Source organism: Pseudomonas sp. RL_5y_Pfl2_69 (assembly GCF_963970465.1).
Taxonomy (GTDB): Bacteria; Pseudomonadota; Gammaproteobacteria; order Pseudomonadales; family Pseudomonadaceae; genus Aquipseudomonas.
Window position 1 is genome coordinate 374,365 of record NZ_CAXAOU010000002.1, and the last position, 16,549, is coordinate 390,913.

Annotated in this window: 19 protein-coding genes; 11 read left to right on the forward strand and 8 right to left on the reverse strand. The window is 57.3% G+C overall.

Translation table 11 applies throughout. From position 1 onward, the window contains the following. Positions 1-84 precede the first annotated feature (84 nt). Positions 85-783, forward strand: a complete 699-nt coding sequence (locus AACY07_RS05000) for a CoA transferase subunit A (RefSeq protein ID WP_019827861.1) — start codon at positions 85-87, stop codon at positions 781-783. Between the two features lie 2 nt (positions 784-785). After that, positions 786-1,415, forward strand: coding sequence for a CoA transferase subunit B (locus AACY07_RS05005; protein WP_339473717.1), 630 nt, complete (start codon positions 786-788; stop codon positions 1,413-1,415). A 149-nt stretch (positions 1,416-1,564) separates the two neighbouring features. Here AACY07_RS05005 and fdxA read toward each other — a convergent pair whose 3' ends face one another. Together fdxA and mutS are read right to left on the reverse strand one after the other, a co-directional pair. Next, the gene (fdxA, locus tag AACY07_RS05010; protein ID WP_133075828.1) at positions 1,565-1,888 is read right to left on the reverse strand and encodes a ferredoxin FdxA; all 324 of its coding nucleotides are present in this window, start codon (positions 1,886-1,888) and stop codon (positions 1,565-1,567) included. A 129-nt stretch (positions 1,889-2,017) separates the two neighbouring features. After that, a complete protein-coding gene (gene mutS / locus AACY07_RS05015) occupies positions 2,018-4,597 on the reverse strand; it encodes a DNA mismatch repair protein MutS (RefSeq protein WP_326425488.1) in 2,580 nt (859 codons plus the stop codon). A 189-nt stretch (positions 4,598-4,786) separates the two neighbouring features. Here mutS and AACY07_RS05020 point away from each other — a divergent pair, with 189 nt between their 5' ends. From AACY07_RS05020 to recX, 5 genes are all read left to right on the forward strand, one after another. Continuing rightward, positions 4,787-5,521, forward strand: coding sequence for a LexA family transcriptional regulator (locus tag AACY07_RS05020; protein ID WP_133075826.1), 735 nt, complete (start codon positions 4,787-4,789; stop codon positions 5,519-5,521). A 275-nt stretch (positions 5,522-5,796) separates the two neighbouring features. Beyond that, positions 5,797-6,141 carry a phage holin family protein gene (locus AACY07_RS05025; protein ID WP_133075825.1) on the forward strand — a complete coding sequence of 115 codons (345 nt, stop codon included), beginning with the start codon at positions 5,797-5,799 and terminating at the stop codon, positions 6,139-6,141. Between the two features lie 54 nt (positions 6,142-6,195). Further along, a complete protein-coding gene (locus tag AACY07_RS05030; protein ID WP_339473718.1) occupies positions 6,196-6,696 on the forward strand; it encodes a CinA family protein in 501 nt (166 codons plus the stop codon). 83 nt (positions 6,697-6,779) lie between these two features. Further along, complete coding sequence (gene recA / locus AACY07_RS05035) at positions 6,780-7,886, forward strand: recombinase RecA (protein WP_133075823.1); 1,107 nt, start codon at positions 6,780-6,782, stop codon at positions 7,884-7,886. A gap of 8 nt (positions 7,887-7,894) precedes the next feature. After that, positions 7,895-8,362, forward strand: coding sequence for a recombination regulator RecX (gene recX, locus AACY07_RS05040; RefSeq protein ID WP_339473720.1), 468 nt, complete (start codon positions 7,895-7,897; stop codon positions 8,360-8,362). A gap of 45 nt (positions 8,363-8,407) precedes the next feature. On the opposite strand, the gene AACY07_RS05045 is transcribed toward recX, so the two are convergent. Beyond that, entirely contained in the window at positions 8,408-9,523 is a 1,116-nt protein-coding gene (locus AACY07_RS05045; protein WP_339473721.1) for an LOG family protein, read from the reverse strand. A gap of 230 nt (positions 9,524-9,753) precedes the next feature. Then, positions 9,754-10,164 (reverse strand): PA3611 family quorum-sensing-regulated virulence factor, encoded by a 411-nt coding sequence (locus AACY07_RS05050; RefSeq protein ID WP_019827851.1) that lies wholly within the window; start codon positions 10,162-10,164, stop codon positions 9,754-9,756. Between the two features lie 220 nt (positions 10,165-10,384). On the opposite strand from AACY07_RS05050, the gene AACY07_RS05055 reads away from it, so the two are divergent. The 3 genes from AACY07_RS05055 (at position 10,385) to AACY07_RS05065 (ending at position 12,533) form a co-directional block, all read left to right on the forward strand. Then, positions 10,385-11,140, forward strand: coding sequence for a tRNA-uridine aminocarboxypropyltransferase (locus AACY07_RS05055; RefSeq protein ID WP_133075820.1), 756 nt, complete (start codon positions 10,385-10,387; stop codon positions 11,138-11,140). A 303-nt stretch (positions 11,141-11,443) separates the two neighbouring features. Beyond that, a complete protein-coding gene (erdR, locus tag AACY07_RS05060) occupies positions 11,444-12,094 on the forward strand; it encodes a response regulator transcription factor ErdR (protein WP_019827849.1) in 651 nt (216 codons plus the stop codon). Positions 12,095-12,170: 76 nt separating this feature from the next. Beyond that, positions 12,171-12,533 (forward strand): diacylglycerol kinase, encoded by a 363-nt coding sequence (locus tag AACY07_RS05065; RefSeq protein ID WP_133075819.1) that lies wholly within the window; start codon positions 12,171-12,173, stop codon positions 12,531-12,533. Here the strand turns inward: AACY07_RS05065 and AACY07_RS05070 are convergent. Continuing rightward, positions 12,530-13,456, reverse strand: a complete 927-nt coding sequence (locus AACY07_RS05070; protein WP_219260776.1) for a LysR family transcriptional regulator — start codon at positions 13,454-13,456, stop codon at positions 12,530-12,532. The two genes, AACY07_RS05065 and AACY07_RS05070, sit on opposite strands and share 4 nt — an antisense overlap. 117 nt (positions 13,457-13,573) lie before the next feature. On the opposite strand from AACY07_RS05070, the gene fpr reads away from it, so the two are divergent. Continuing rightward, positions 13,574-14,353 carry a ferredoxin-NADP reductase gene (gene fpr, locus AACY07_RS05075; protein WP_019827846.1) on the forward strand — a complete coding sequence of 260 codons (780 nt, stop codon included), beginning with the start codon at positions 13,574-13,576 and terminating at the stop codon, positions 14,351-14,353. Positions 14,354-14,473: 120 nt separating this feature from the next. Here fpr and tsaA read toward each other — a convergent pair whose 3' ends face one another. The 3 genes from tsaA to AACY07_RS05090 all read right to left on the reverse strand — a co-directional run bounded on the left by tsaA (position 14,474) and on the right by AACY07_RS05090 (position 16,543). Continuing rightward, positions 14,474-15,169, reverse strand: a complete 696-nt coding sequence (gene tsaA / locus AACY07_RS05080) for a tRNA (N6-threonylcarbamoyladenosine(37)-N6)-methyltransferase TrmO (protein ID WP_339473724.1) — start codon at positions 15,167-15,169, stop codon at positions 14,474-14,476. A 130-nt stretch (positions 15,170-15,299) separates the two neighbouring features. Next, the gene (locus tag AACY07_RS05085) at positions 15,300-15,761 is read right to left on the reverse strand and encodes a YehS family protein (RefSeq protein WP_095003025.1); all 462 of its coding nucleotides are present in this window, start codon (positions 15,759-15,761) and stop codon (positions 15,300-15,302) included. 71 nt (positions 15,762-15,832) lie between these two features. Further along, positions 15,833-16,543, reverse strand: a complete 711-nt coding sequence (locus AACY07_RS05090; protein WP_133075816.1) for an rRNA pseudouridine synthase — start codon at positions 16,541-16,543, stop codon at positions 15,833-15,835. Positions 16,544-16,549: the final 6 nt, after the last annotated feature.

Consider the following 16,549-nt stretch of genomic DNA (forward strand, 5'->3'; position numbering starts at 1 on the left):
ACTGCCAACGTGTTTGTCCTCTCTCGACTAAAGCAAACAGACCGCGATGGAGTGGTGTGTCGTGGGGAATTCGAGGAATAACAAGTGAACAAGATTTACTCGAGTGCTGAATCCGCTTTGCAGGGGCTGGTCGAAGACGGCATGACCCTGGCAGTGGGCGGTTTCGGATTGTGCGGGATTCCAGAGGCGCTGATTGCGGCCTTGCGTGACACCGGCAAGCGCGAGCTGACGGTCATCAGTAACAACGCCGGGGTCGATGGTTTCGGGTTGGGGCAACTGCTGACGACGCGTCAGATCCGCAAAATGATTTCTTCCTATGTGGGTGAGAACAAAGAGTTCGAACGCCAGTACCTGGCCGGCGAGCTTGAGCTGGAGTTCACCCCTCAGGGCACTCTCGCGGAAAAACTGCGGGCGGGCGGGGCGGGTATCCCGGCTTTTTTCACCAAGACCGGTTACGGCACGCTGGTGGCTGAAGGCAAGGAAACCCGTGAGTTCGATGGCGAGTGGTACGTCATGGAGCGTTCGTTGCGCGCCGATGTAGCCTTGGTCAAGGCCTGGAAAGCCGACAAGTCCGGCAATCTGCTGTTCAACAAAACTGCACGTAACTTCAACCCGTTGGCAGCAATGGCGGCCAAGGTGTGTGTGGTGGAAGTGGAAGAAATCGTTGAAATCGGCGAGATCGAGCCTGATCAAGTTCATTTGCCCGGGATTTACGTGCAGCGGCTGGTGCTCAACGCCACTCCGGAAAAACGTATCGAACATCGCACTGTGCGGAGCGCCTGATCATGGCCTGGACTCGTGAAGAAATGGCGCAGCGCGCCTCCCAAGAACTGCAGGACGGCTTTTACGTCAATCTGGGTATCGGTTTGCCTACGCTGGTGGCCAACTACATTCCCGAGGGGATGGACGTGTGGTTGCAAAGTGAGAACGGTCTGCTGGGCATAGGCCCGTTCCCCGCCGACGATGAAGTCGATGCCGACCTGATCAACGCGGGCAAGCAAACCATTACGACCTTGCCGGGCAGCAGCTTCTTCAACAGCGCTGATTCGTTCGCAATGATTCGCGGCGGCCATATCAATCTGTCGATTCTGGGGGCGATGCAAGTCTCCGAGAATGGCGACCTGGCCAATTGGATGATCCCCGGGAAGATGGTCAAGGGCATGGGCGGTGCTATGGATCTGGTGGCCGGAGTCAAACGGGTGGTGGTGCTGATGGAGCACACGGCCAAGGGCGGCACCCATAAACTGCTCAAACAGTGCGACTTGCCGTTGACTGGCGTGGGTGTGGTTGACCGGATCATCACCGATTTGGCCGTGCTGGATGTGACCGGGCAGGGGCTCAAGCTAGTCGAGCTGGCAGCGGGCGTCAGTCTTGAAGAGCTGAAAGCGGCCACCGGCTGCGAAATCAACGCTTGAATCTGTGGGAGCGGGCTTGCTCGCGATGCCTGCGCCGCGGTTTAACTGCCCAACCGCAGTGATGCCATCGCGAGCAAGCCCGTTCCCACAAAAGTTTGATGCTTCAAAACGCAAAAAGCCCCTCGCGGGGCTTTTTACTTAAGCGTGAATCAGCGTTCCAGGTCGGCGATCTTGCCTGGGGTGCCATCCCACTCGGCCGCGTCCGGCAGAGGGTCTTTGCGTTCAGTGATGTTGGGCCAGATTTCAGCCAGCTCGACATTCAACTGAATAAAATTCTCCATGCCAGCAGGCACTTCATCTTCAGAGAAGATCGCCTGTGCAGGGCATTCAGGCTCACAAAGCGCGCAGTCAATGCACTCATCCGGGTGAATCACCAGGAAGTTCGGGCCTTCGTAAAAGCAGTCCACCGGACAGACTTCTACGCAGTCGGTGTACTTGCACTTGATGCAGTTGTCGGTGACGACGAAGGTCATTTCTAATTCTCTCCTCAGGCGGCGGCAGCGAAGCCCTTCCAGAACGGGTTCGCCGGGTTCGGGAGTGATATCTACAGACCAGGCTAAAAGGTCAGTAGCATCCCGAACCGCGCGCGATTCTAGCAGCTTTTAAAGGCGTGTCTTTAATGTGTAGAGCAAATCAAGTGCTTTACGCGGCGTAATGTTGTCCAGATCCAGCCTGGAAAGGTCATCCAGCACCGGGTGAGGGAGGCTGGCAAACAGGTCGCTTTGCTGCGGTGCCGACTTTTTGCCAGGGGTCGCCGGGGGTACTTCGTGGGGCAGACTGGTGGTCTCCAGGCGGCTCAAATGCTCGCGGGCACGGGTGATGACATTGGCTGGAACACCCGCAAGCTGTGCCACTGCCAAGCCATAACTCTGGCTCGCAGGGCCAGGCAACACATGGTGCAGGAACACAATGCGTTCGTTGTGCTCGGTTGCGCTCAAGTGCACGTTGGCGACCAGCGGTTCGTTCTCGGGCAGTACCGTCAACTCGAAGTAATGGGTGGCGAACAAGGTGTAGGCCCGTAATTGGGCGAGACGTTCTGCCGCAGCCCACGCCAGCGACAAGCCGTCGAAGGTGCTGGTGCCGCGACCGACTTCATCCATCAGCACCAGGCTGCGGTCGGTGGCGTTGTGCAAGATGTTGGCGGTTTCGCTCATCTCGACCATAAAGGTCGAACGGCCGCCCGCCAGGTCATCGCTGGAGCCGATCCGGGTGAAGATACGGTCAACCAGCGACAGCTCGCAGCTGGCTGCCGGAACAAAACTGCCGATGTGGGCCAGCAGTACAATCAATGCGGTCTGGCGCATGTAGGTCGATTTACCGCCCATGTTCGGGCCAGTGATGACCAGCATGCGCGTGTTGTCATCCAGCGCCAGATCATTCGCCACAAATGGGGTGGTCAGTACTTGCTCGACCACCGGGTGGCGACCCTGGCTGATGCGCATGCACGGCTCGTCCACAAAGCGCGGGCAGTTCAAGTCCAGGTTCAGTGCACGCTCGGCCAGGTTGCTCAGCACATCCAGCTCGGCCAGTGCGGCGGCGGTGTCTTGCAGCGGTGCAAGGTGGCTGATCATTTCTTCGAGCAGTGCTTCGTAGAGCATCTTCTCGCGGGCCAGGGCCCGACTTTTGGCCGACAGGGCCTTGTCTTCGAAGGCTTTGAGCTCCGGGGTGATAAAGCGTTCGGCGCCCTTGAGCGTTTGGCGGCGGATGTAATCAGCCGGTGCCTGCTCGGCCTGCTTGCTTGGCAACTCGATAAAGTAGCCGTGTACCCGGTTGTAACCGACCTTGAGGTTGGCCAGGCCGGTGCGGGCTTTTTCCCGGGCTTCCAGATCAATCAGGAACTGCCCGGCGTTTTCGCTCAGTGACTGCAGCTCATCGAGCTCGGCGTCGTAACCGGTTTTCAATACGCCGCCATCGCGGATCACGGCTGGCGGATTGTCGTTGATTGCTTTTTCCAGCAGGGCTCCCAGCTCGGGGTAGGTGCTGGTAGTCGTGGCCAGTTGTTGCAGATGCGGCGCTTCGAGTCCGATCATTGCATCTTGCAGTTCAGGCAATGCGTTCAAGGCATCGCGCAGGCGTGCCAGATCGCGGGGTCGAGCATTGCGCAGGCCGATACGGGCCAGAATACGCTCCAGATCGCCGATTTCCTTGAGCTGTGGCTGCAGCTTTTCGAAGCGATAGCCGTCCAGCAAGCAGGTGATCGATGACTGGCGAGCCAGCAGCACGTTCAGGTCGCGCAACGGACGGTTCAGCCAGCGGGTCAGCAAGCGACTGCCCATCGAGGTCTGGCAGCGGTCGACCACCGACTGCAAGGTGTTGTCGCGTCCGCCCGCGAGGTTGGTGTCCAGCTCCAGATTGCGTCGGCTGGCGCCGTCCAGTACGACGGTGTCGTCCAGGCGCTCATGGCGCAGGCTGCGCAAGTGGGGCAGGGCCGTGCGCTGGGTTTCCTTGGCGTAGCTGAGCAGGCAACCTGCGGCGCCAATGGCCAGGGTCAGGTTTTCGCAGCCAAAGCCTTTAAGGTCTTGGGTCGAAAACTGCTGGCACAGACTTTTCAGGGCCGAGTCGCGTTCAAAATCCCACGGCGCGCGGCGACGAACCCCACGACGTTTTTCGGCCGGCAGGCCTTGTGGCCAGTCATCGGGAATCATCAGCTCGACCGGGTTGATGCGCTCAAGCTCTGCCAGCAGGTTTTCCCAGCCCTTGATCTCCAGTACCGAGAAGTTACCGCTGGTGATGTCCAGAACGGCGAGGCCAAACAAGCGCTCATCGCCGAGCACGGCGGCAATCAGGTTGTCGCGGCGCTCATCCATCAGAGCCTCATCACTGACCGTCCCCGGCGTGATGATACGCACGACCTGACGATCAACCGGCCCCTTGCTGGTGGCCGGGTCGCCGACCTGCTCACAAATCACCACCGACTCGCCAAGCTTGACCAGCTTGGCCAGATAGCCTTCAGCTGCATGGTAAGGAATCCCGCACATCGGGATCGCCTGGCCTGCAGACTGACCACGTGCCGTGAGTGTGATATCCAGCAATTTGGCGGCTTTCTTCGCGTCTTCGTAGAAGATTTCGTAGAAATCGCCCATGCGATAGAACATCAGCTGATCAGGGTGCTGATTCTTCAGGCGCCAGTACTGCTGCATCATCGGCGTGTGGCTGGACAGGTCGGAAGTATTTTTACTCATCAGGGCTTAGGCGGATTCGTTCAGAAGTGGGGGAAAGGCAGGCCGTGGCCTGAGGTTTTCGCAATGGGCGCAAGGTTAACATGTCAGCCCCTTGCATCTACAGGTGCGCAAGGAGGAGCGCTTGCGCGTGGCTATAAATAGAAGAAATAGCATTTGCCATCAATAAACACGGCCAGCACTATTGCCGTCATGTCCAAACGAACTGTTTCAACCGTCCTTAAAGAGCTGCTTGCCCGGCACGGAATCAGCGCGATGGCGCTGCACCGTAGCACTGGGGTGCCGCAGCCCACGTTGTCACGTATTTTGAGCGGTAAAATTGTCGATCCTTCCGACAGACATATCTCCAAAATCGCCGAGTATTTCCACATCAGCACCGATCGTCTGCGTGGCCGGGATGACCCCTGTACGTTTGCCGCGTCAGAAGCCGGCTTGCATCACCCTGAGCTGCGCGATATTTGCCTGTGGGACGACGATACCCCGGTGGCGGACGATGAAGTGTCCATTCCGTTTTTGCGCCAGGTCGAACTGGCAGCGGGCTCCGGGCGTTTTGCCATTGAAGAGAGCGAGCGCGCCAGGCTGCGTTTCGGCAAACGCAGCCTGCGTCATAACGGTGTGGAATTCGATCAGGCCAAATGCGTGACCGTGCGCGGTGACAGCATGCTGCCCGTTCTGCGCGATGGCGCTACGGTCGGGGTCAATGCTGGCAAGCGTACGCTGGAGGAAGTCATTGATGGCGACCTCTATGCGGTCAATCACAATGGTCAGTTGCGGGTCAAACAACTGTATCGCCTGGCGGGAGGGCTCCGTTTGCGCAGCTTCAATCGCGATGAGTTCCCCGATGAGGATTACGCCTACAACGATATGGAGGATGAGCAGTTGGTGATCCTCGGGCATGTATTCTGGTGGGGCATGTACGCACGTTAACCCTCACATTTAAGAAGCAACCCACAAGTCAGTGGGTTTTTTTTCGTCATCAAAAAGACCATTCACGCCGTAATTGTTGGCTTTTTTCGGCTTGCTGAAATCATCCGAATAAATATATGCACTGGTGCATTGACTGTATATCCATACATGCATAGTCTTTGCTGCATGGCGGTCCACGATGTAACTCAAGCAGGGATGTGGCGTAACAGAGGGCGCCCGCTGTACAGCCCGAGCCAGAAATTGGCGCTTATCAATAAGGACACAGGAGTGATGACATGATTAATGAGCCGCAGGTTTTGCTGGAAATGCCGGTTTTACTGGTCATCCTTCTTGCCTTGGTGGGCGGTGTTTTTGGTGAGATGTGGCGGGCGGACAAGGACGGAGCAAGCGGATGGTTGCTGTTGCGGCGCCTGGCGCTGCGTTCGGGGGCATGCATGGTGTGCGGTGTGTCGACCTTCATGCTGCTGTACTCGGCAGGGATGTCGATTCTGGCGGCCGGTGCACTGGGGTGCCTGACCGCGCTGGCCGGTGCGGATGCGGCCATCAGCCTGTACCAGCGCTGGGCCGCCAGGCGGCTTGGGGTCGATGGTTCGGCTGGCGACTCGCGGATCGAGCCATAGCAGACGCTATTTTGGTGTAGGTTATGGCGCAGACGCGCCCATCAGGAGAGGACCGTGGACCGAATATCTCAACTTGCGACTGAACTTGGGCTGCTGTTACAGGCTCTTAATGCCCAGGTGACGACCGCCGAATCCTGCACCGGCGGCGGCATCGCTGAAGCCATCACCCGCATCGCCGGCAGCTCCGCCTGGTTTGAGGCGGGATTCGTGACCTACTCCAACCAGCAAAAAACCAGGCAACTGAATGTCCCCGAGCCCTTGTTCACTCAGGTGGGAGCGGTCAGTCGCGAGGTGGTTGAGGCGATGGTGCGTGGTGCGCAGGTGCAAAGCGGGGCTCGATTTGCCGTCGCCGTGAGTGGCGTTGCCGGCCCGGGTGGCGGTTCGCCAGAGAAGCCGGTCGGCACCGTCTGGCTGGCGTGGGGCGATGGTGATCAGGTGACGACCGAGCGCAGGCACTTCCCCGGTGACCGCGAAGAGGTACGCCAGCAAACGGTGATTGCCGCTCTGGAAGGCTTAATACGCCGAACGGTACGAGAAATAAAAAATGAGGGGTAGGCGATCGTTTAACCCTGTGGAATAATACTGGCTACTTATACAGTTATCGGCCGTCGGGCCTTATTGATTACGAGAGGACTTTAATGGACGACAACAAGAAGAAAGCCTTGGCTGCGGCCCTGGGTCAGATCGAACGTCAATTCGGCAAGGGTGCCGTGATGCTGATGGGCGACCAGGAGCGTCAGGCAGTTCCGGCGATCTCCACGGGCTCCCTGGGTCTGGATATCGCACTGGGCATTGGCGGCTTGCCAAAAGGCCGTATTGTTGAAATCTACGGTCCAGAGTCGTCGGGTAAAACCACGCTTACCCTGTCCGTGATTGCACAGGCGCAAAAAGCGGGTGCAACGTGCGCTTTCGTCGACGCAGAGCACGCCCTTGACCCTGAGTACGCTGCCAAACTGGGCGTAAACGTTGATGACCTGCTGGTTTCCCAGCCTGACACCGGCGAACAGGCACTGGAAATCACCGACATGCTGGTGCGTTCCAATGCGGTTGACGTGATCATCATCGACTCCGTTGCTGCACTGACGCCAAAAGCTGAAATCGAAGGCGACATGGGCGATACCCACGTTGGCCTGCAAGCCCGTCTGATGTCCCAGGCGCTGCGTAAAATCACCGGTAACATCAAGAACGCCAACTGCCTGGTTATCTTCATCAACCAGATCCGCATGAAAATCGGCGTGATGTTCGGCAGCCCGGAAACCACTACCGGTGGTAACGCGCTGAAGTTCTACGCTTCGGTACGCCTGGATATCCGTCGCACCGGCGCCGTGAAAGAAGGCGATGTGGTAGTAGGCAGCGAAACCCGCGTCAAAGTGGTCAAGAACAAGGTGGCACCGCCATTCCGTCAGGCCGAGTTCCAGATCCTGTACGGCAAGGGCATCTACCTGAACGGTGAGATGATTGACCTGGGCGTGTTGCATGGCTTCGTTGAAAAAGCCGGTGCCTGGTACAGCTACAACGGCAGCAAGATTGGTCAGGGCAAGGCCAACTCCGCCAAGTTCCTGGACGACAACCCTGATATCAAGGATGCGCTGGAGAAGCAGCTGCGTGAGAAGTTGCTGGGGCCAAAGACCGACGCTGAGCTGGCAGAAATGAAAGTCATGCCAAAACTGAGCAAGGCTGCCAAAGAAGCTGCAGCACTGGCTGAAGCTGAAGAAATGGAAAACGCTACCGACAGCGATAACTGATAGACATCATGATCGCCGTTCTGGATACCCCCGTCGCAGTGCGACGGACTGCAATGGACCTGCTCGCGCGACGCGAGCACGGTCGAGTCGAGCTGACGCGCAAGCTGCGTCAGCGCGGGGCTTGCCCCGACATGATTGACGCCGCCCTTGACCGTCTGACGGAAGAGGGGCTGTTGTCCGAGTCTCGTTATCTCGAGAGCTATATCAACTACCGTGCCGGTTCAGGTTATGGCCCTTTGCGAATTCGCGAAGAGCTTAGCCAGCGTGGCCTGGTGCGTGGGGATATCGAGGAGGCGCTGCGAGAGTCTGGTTTCAACTGGCAAGAGCAGCTGGAAGATACCTGGCGCCGCAAGTTTTCCGGTCAGTTGCCTGTCGATGCGAAGGAACGTGCCCGCCAGGGGCGCTTTTTAAGCTACCGAGGGTATCCGCTTGAAATGATCGGCCGCTTGTTGAGCGGCCGAGAGTTTGAAGACTGACAGCCGCTGTGGGAGCGAGCCTGCTCGCTCCCACAGGGTGTATTTTCAGTCCGCTACGGATGCGGGCTGTGAGGACGTAATCGAACGGTCAACTGTCTCCCAGTTTTGCGGCAGGTTGATAAAATCGACCAGTTCGCGCAACCGCCCCTGATTGCGCCCGCTAAATGCAAAGCCCAGGCAGGTAAGGTGGTTGAACTTGGGGTCTTCATGCTCAAAGCTGCAATATCCCTGTTGATGGAAACCATCACTCAAGCAGATATCGGCAAAGTCTTTCTGTATCGCCTTGAGCGCCAACGCGCTGAGAGGTCGCTTCATGCGGATGACAAAAGTCTTGTTCAACCATCGGCTTGAATGAAAGTTGTTGTAGAACTGGTTGATTTCAGCAAGCGCCTCTTCAGCGCTATGTACCAGGCGCATCAACTTCAAATCGTTGGGCAGAATGTACTGGTGGGCCTCCAGTTGGTTGTGAATGAAGTCCAGTGCCCCCTGCCAAAACGAACCGCCTGGCACATCCAGCAAAACTACCGGTACCAGCGGGGTCTTGCCGGTCTGCATCAGTGTCAGCACTTCCAGCACTTCATCCAGCGTGCCAAAGCCGCCCGGGCACATCACCAGAGCATCTGCTTCCTTGGTGAAAAACAGTTTGCGGGTAAAGAAAAAGTGAAACGCCAGCACATTGGGAGTGCCGTTGATGGTGGGGTTGGCCCGTTGCTCGAAGGGCAGGGTGATGTTGAAACCCAGGCTATGGGCCAGGCCTGCACCTTCATGGGCTGCGGCCATGATGCCCGCACCGCCGCCGGTAATGACCATGATGTCGGACTTGGCCAGCACGCTGCCCATTTCCCGGGCCAGCGCATAGAGCGGGTGTTCGATAGGGGTTCTGGCCGAGCCGAAGACCGTGACTTTGCGTCGCCCCTTGAACTGCTCCAGAGTTCGAAAGGTTTTTTCGAGCTCGCGGATGGCTTGCAGGGTGATTTTGGCATTCCAGCGATCAAGATCGTCGTGGGCCATGCGCAACACGGTCAGCAACATTTCTCGGTAAAGCGCCCGGTTCGGGCTGTCGGGGGCGACCCGTTGCAGTTGCTCGTCGACTTCATGAGCAAGATCCAGCCCCTGTTCCTGGAAGTGCAGCGTCAGGGTGTCATTGGATTGATCAGGCATGTATTTCTCCTTCTACACAACATCCTTGAAGGCGGCGCAGGTGGGCAGCCGCAGAGACACAGAGTGTCAACCATGATGGTTCGATGATGGTCCCGGGATGTCTTGGCTGGCAATAGCTAATTGCCTGACCTACATGGAGTTTGGTGCGAGGAGGTCATGCGGGGGAACGTAGTGTCGAGGCCTGTGGCAGGCTCATGCGCCGTACCGGGAGGTACGGCGTGTCAGCGAGGTTACTTTTTGCGCTGGCAGTTTTCAGCCCGGAAATCCTGGATCAGGACCGGACTGTTGGTTTTGTATTCCTTGAAGCTGTAGCGCAGCGTCGCACCTTGAGCCATCAGGGTGCGGAAACCTGCGTTGCTGCAAACACTGCGACCCAGTTGCGGGACTGTTTCTTCAGGATTGGAGCGCATCTGGGCGGACAATGTAGGGCTGGCCTCCAGATTGTTGATCAAAACAGTGCCGTCTACCGTAAAGCCTTTGTCCAACAGGTCCGCATTGATAGCCCGTGGTTTGCCTTCATTGCTTTTCGCGGCAACCTTGAGCAGGGTTTTGTTCAACTCAAAATCCTTGAGAGAAGCCGCTTGGGCAGCCAGAGGCAGTGCAAGCATAAGAGCGACGGTCGGAATGATATGGCGCAGCATGAAACTCTCCTGATTTCAGTGACGCAGGCTTAGACCGGCCACATATCTGTGCGTTCAGTGGCGCAGGAGTATAGGTCAGCATGAGTTGGCAGGAAATGCCAAAGGTCATGGATTCGCGCCCTGTTACTGCGCCTCTGTTAAACTTGCCGCCTTTCTCTTGTGAATCCGTTGGTGTGCCAATTCTGGCAAATGGACGGTTGGCGCCTTTAAGTAAAAATCCATGACCCTGACGACCTTTCCCCCGAATTCTGTAGCCCGTTTACGAGACGAGCGCGAAGAGGAGAGCACCAAGCCTTACCTGGCGCGTGGCTCACGTGCCCCGCGTTGCCATACCTGTCGCGTGATTGAAAGCCACTGCCTGTGCAACTGGCGGCCAAAGGTCAGCACGCGCTCGGGTGTGTGTTTGGTCATGACTAAAAAGGAAGTGTTCAAACCCAGCAATACAGGTTGGTTGATTGCGGACGTAGTCAGCGACAACTTTGCCTTTATCTGGTCGCGAACCGAGACCGACGATGCACTGCTGGCATTGCTGTCCGATCCGCAGTGGCAGCCTTATCTGGTGTTTCCCGGTGAGTACGTCGCCCCTGAGCGGGTAACGCACACGGTGGACCTGGACAGCAGCAAGCGCCCGCTGTTTATCCTGCTGGATGCAACCTGGACCGAAGCCCGCAAGATCTTTCGTAAAAGCCCGTATTTCGATGCCTTGCCTATTTTGAGCCTGCTGCCTGAAAGGCTGTCGCGCTACCGGCTGCGGCGCTCCACACGAAGTGAGCATCTGTGTACCGCAGAAGTGGCCAGTTTATGCCTTGAGCTGGCCGGCGATACCGAGGCTTCAAGTGCGCTGGATGCCTATTTCGATGTGTTCAGCCAGCATTACCTGGACGCGAAAAACCAGCTGCCGATGAATGAATCCAGCGTCGCACACCAGGAACTGGGCGTTTTTGTAAAAGACCTTCCCCGGAATCGGGCTCAATAGACTAAAGAAGTAGCGCTACACTTTTCCGGCAGATGCAAGCGAGTGCCATTGTTCGTATTTGGATGATGGCGCCGTGATAGCTTCCCCTTGGACCCAGGCGTCAGGTTTTCAACTTGACCACCCCCGTTTCGCTGGGCATGCTTGGCGCCGATTCGGCTGCAGTAGCTGCTAAAACACTTATATTTGCCGACGTTTAGCGTAAATCGCGCCCTTTGACCCCTAGTCTTTGAGCTATTGCTCGAGTTGCCTTAGCGAGTGCTGGAATTCATCAGGGCTCGCCTGAAAAACAGGATCATTTAAAAAATGGCCACATACGAAATCCTGATTGCCGACGACCATCCGCTGTTTCGCAGTGCCTTGCACCAGGCTGTGAGCATTGGGCTGGGCTCTGATGTTCGCCTGGTTGAGGTTGCCAGTATTGCTGAGCTTGAAACACAGCTGGCAATCAAGGCCGATTGGGATCTGGTGCTGCTCGACTTGAACATGCCGGGCGCTTACGGTTTCTCCGGACTGGTGTTGTTGCGTGGTCAATACCCGCAGATCCCGGTAGTGATGGTTTCAGCTCAGGAAGAAGCCTCGATCATGGTGCGGTCGCGGGAATTTGGCGCCAGTGGTTTTATCCCAAAATCCAGCTCGCTGGATGAGATTCAAAAAGCCGTGCGCGCGGTGCTGGATGGTGATGTGAGCTGGCCGCCCCAGGCGTTTGAAGAAGTTCAGGTGTCGGCTGAGGCCAAGGCCGCCAGCGAAGGCCTGGCCAGCTTGACTCCACAGCAGTTCCGGGTGCTGACCATGGTGTGTGAAGGTTTGTTGAACAAACAGATCGCCTATGAGCTGAGCGTTTCCGAAGCAACCATCAAGGCCCACGTGACCGCGATTTTCCGCAAGCTGGGAGTTCGCACACGAACCCAGGCCGCGCTACTCTTGCAGCAACTTGAATCAATTTCGAGCCATTAACCTGCGAGCCTTCACGCTTTTTTGACGAGGCGTGAACTAGCGTCCCTTTCTCATTTTTTTGCGCAGTTGCCAATCTATGTCGCCTTTCAAGGGTAAAACCGGATTTAAACGGATTTTGAATGCCAGCGGTTACTCGCTGGACGGTATGCGCGCAGCCTTTACTGGCGAGGCGGCTTTTCGCCAGTTAGTGCTGCTGAACGTGATATTGATCCCGCTGAGCTTCCTGCTGAATGTGAGCCGGGTAGAGCGGGCCTTGCTGATCGCGGTATGCCTGTTGGCATTGATTGTGGAATTGTTGAATTCGGCGATTGAGGCAGTGGTTGACCGTATCTCCCTCGACTTGCACCCATTGTCGAAAAATGCCAAGGACATGGGCAGCGCCGCCCAGTTTGTGGTGCTGACCATGATTGCCGTGGTATGGGCGGTCATTCTGCTTTAAGCGATGGTCGGTAATACGATCTCGTCGCTGCGCTGAACCCCTGCGGTGAAGGCGCGGCACAGTTCCAGAAACTCGCGCATGGCAGACGTCTGATACTTCTTTTTGTGCCAGATAAAGAAAAACTGTCGGGCCAGATCCAGGTCAGGTGTTTCCACGGCGACCAGGCTGCCGCGGCGAAAAGCGTCGCGCAACGCCAGGCGTGAGATGCATCCAATGCCCAGTCCCGACTCCACCGCCCGTTTGATCGCTTCAGTGTGCTCCAGCTCCAGGCGAATATTGAGCGCAGTTTGGTGATGGCGCATGGCCTGATCGAACGTCAGGCGGGTGCCGGAGCCCTGCTCGCGCAAAATCCACGCTTCACGGGTCAACTCTTCCAGTGTGGCGTGACCACGAACCGCCAGCGGATGCTGCGGAGCGCAGAAAACCACCAGTTCATCCTCTACCCAGCTCTGGACTTCGATGTCCGGATGAGCGCAATCGCCTTCGATCAGACCCAGGTCAATTTCGTAATGGGCGACTTGTTGCACGATATGGGCTGTATTTTGAACCACCAGCTTGACCTGACTTTCAGGGTGCGCCTGCATGAAGCTGCCTATCAGCAGGGTCGCCAGATAGTTGCCGATGGTCAGTGTGGCGCCCACGGTCAATGAGCCAAAGCCGGATTTGCCGTTGAGCAGGTCTTCGATTTCCTTGGCCTGATCCAGCAGGGCGACGGCCTGAGGCAGCAGTTGGCGGCCCAGAGCATTAAGGCTTAAACGCTTGCCCGCACGATCGAACAGCTGGCAGCTGGTTTGGCGCTCCAGCTCGGTAATCGAGGTACTGGCAGCAGATTGTGAAAGGGCCAACAAACCAGCAGCGCGAGACACGCTCTCTTGTTGGGCGACGGCAACGAACACCTGGAGTTGTCTGAGAGTAAATCGCATATCGATATAACCGATAACCCTTATCTTGATAATTCAGTTAACAGATATTGTCGCCGCCATTAGAATGCTGTGCAATCGCGCCCATAGTCAGCGCAGGCGAAATTAGGAGCCCCGTACATGAGCAACATGAACCACGAACGTGTCCTCAGTGTTCATCACTGGAACGACACCCTGTTCAGCTTCAAGTGCACCCGCGACCCGGGTCTGCGCTTCGAGAACGGTCAGTTCGTGATGATCGGCCTGCAACAGCCCAACGGCCGTCCGCTTATGCGTGCCTACTCGATCGCCAGCCCGAACTGGGAAGAGCATCTGGAGTTCTTCAGCATCAAGGTGCCGGATGGCCCTCTGACCTCCCAGTTGCAGCACTTGAAGGAAGGCGACGAGATCATCATCAGCAAAAAACCTACGGGTACGCTGGTGCTGGACGACTTGAAGCCGGGCAAGCATCTGTACCTGCTCAGCACCGGTACTGGCTTGGCGCCATTTATGAGCGTCATCCAGGACCCGGAAACCTACGAGCGTTTCGAAAAAGTGATCCTGTGCCACGGCGTGCGTTACGTCAATGAAGTCGCCTACCGCGAGTTCATCACCGAGCACCTGCCACAGAACGAGTTCTTCGGCGAAGCGCTGCGTGAAAAGCTGATCTACTACCCAACCGTGACCCGCGAGCCGTTCGAGAACGAAGGCCGTCTGACCGATCTGATGCGCAGCGGCAAACTGTTCAGCGACATCGGTCTGCCTCCAATCAACCCGCAGGACGACCGTGCCATGTTGTGCGGCAGCCCGAGCATGCTCGACGAAACCAGCGAAGTGCTGAACAGCTTCGGCCTGAAAGTTTCGCCACGTATGCGTGAGCCGGGTGACTATCTGATCGAGCGCGCCTTCGTCGAGAAGTAAACCGCACCGATCAAAAAAATGTGGGAGCGGGCTTGCTCGCGATATCGGTCTTTCAGACACCTGTGCGGTGACTGGAACTCCACAATCGCGAGCAAGCCCGCTCCCACATTGCGTTTCAGATCACTGCTTGGGAATTACCTCAAGCACCCGGATCATGCCGGGTTCAGGGTAATGCCAGCGTACGTCCAGATCCCAGAACTGCGCGCCGTACTCTCGTTCGGGGGTGGGCGTCTGGTAGGCCGGGCGCGGGTCTTGCGCCAGGCATTGCTCAATCAGTGCCACCAGCGGCTCCTGGAGGCGTAGAGCCTGTGTATGAGCCTGCTGCAGGGCCGTATCGGCCCATACCACGGGAATCAACACCGGTGCCGCGCTGGCCATGCCATTGCTGGCATCGGCAATGATGTCCGCGTAAGGCACATAGGGTTTGATATCGAGAATCGGCGTGCCGTCGAGCAGGTCGATACCTGAGATCAACAGGCGATTGGCTTCAACCTTGTCCAGCTTGACCACAGACTGGCCGATGCCATTCGGGCGGTGGGTGGCGCGGGTTGCAAACACGCCCATCGACTTGTTACCGCCCAGCCGTGGCGGGCGTACTTTTAGCCGGGGTTTGTCTTCGAGCGCTTGATGGAACACGAACAAAAGCCAGACATGACTGACCTGCTCCAGCCCTTGTACCGCATCGCCCTGATCGAAAGGCGCGACCAGTTCCAGCACGCCACGGGCGGCCGGAGCCAGTTGCGGCTGACGGGGGATCGCGAACTTCTCCTTGAAGCAGGAGCGCACAAATCCGATGGGGGAGACGGTATAGGTCATCGAAAGAAACCTTGTAGTCGCTGCCGCAGGCTGCGATGGGCTGCGGCAGCGGCCCTTGGTAGATAAGGACTTGAAGATCTTTCAGATCTTATCGCAGCCTGCGGCAGCGACTACAAAAGCGATAGTGTTTTCAGTCGCGAACGCGCAGGGTCAGGCCTTTCAGGAAGTTGCGCAGCAACTGGTCGCCACAGGTGCGGTAGTTGGTGTGGCCGAACTTGCGGAACAAGGCGCTCAGCTCAGGCTTGGATACCGGGAAACCAGCAGCCTTGAGGATGGCGTGCATGTCGTCTTCCTTGAGTTCGAAGGCCACGCGCAGTTTTTTCAGGATGATGTTGTTGGTCACCGGCAGCTCAACAGGCATCGGTGCACGGCTTTCGTCCTTGCCGCGCTTGAAGATCACCAAGCCATCGAGAAAGTGCGCCATCACGTCGTCAGGGCAACGAACAAAACCTTCTTCTTCGTCTTTTTTCAGGTAGGTCAGTACGTCTTCCTTGGTGACTTCAAGACCACCAAGTTTGATGATTTCGACAACCTTGTTGTCGCTGATGTCGAGCATGTAGCGCACGCTACGCAGTACGTCGTTATGAATCATGTGGGTAATCCTGATATTCAGCAGTGAGCACCGCAGGCATTGCTGCGGTGTCGAAATGTTCGGTGTGGGGCTTAGAACTTTTCTTTGGCGCTCATGTAGCGCCATTGGCCAACGGGCAATTTACCCATCGACACGCCACCAATACGGATCCGGCGGATAGAGATGACCGTCAGGCCGACGGCCTGGCAGAAGAGTGCAATGACCCCCGGCTGCGGATTTTTCATCGCAAAGCGCAGGCGGTTTTCACTCTGCCAGCTGGCCTTGACCGCAGGCAGCTCGCGACCCTTGTAGGTCATGCCGTGATTGAGGCGGTTCAAACCGTGGGGTGCCATCTCGCCAGAGACTTCAACCACGTACTCCTGCTCGATCTTGTTGGCATCGGCCGTCAGCTTGCGCACGATTTTCCAGTCTTGAGTAAACACCAGCAGGCCGCTGGCGTTGGCTTGCAGCTCGTTGCCAACGCTCAGGCGCAGGAAGTGGCCTTTTAGCGGGCGCTTGCCGAAACGGTGCTCCTCGCTCAGGGTTTCAGGGCCGATCAACGCCAGGGCGCTGTCAGTGTCCAGGCCCGCCGGGGCGTTCAACAAGATGGTCACCGGCTCTGGCGCAGTAGCCTTGGCCTCTGGGTCCAGCTCGACTTTTTGGTTGTCGACCTTGAATTGCGGCTCGTCGATGACTTCGCCATCTACCGTGACCCAGCCACCTTCAATGAACAGTTCGGCCTCACGGCGGGAGCAGCCGACGAGTTCGATGAGGCGTTTGGAGAGACGTATCGGTTCAGACATGACAGG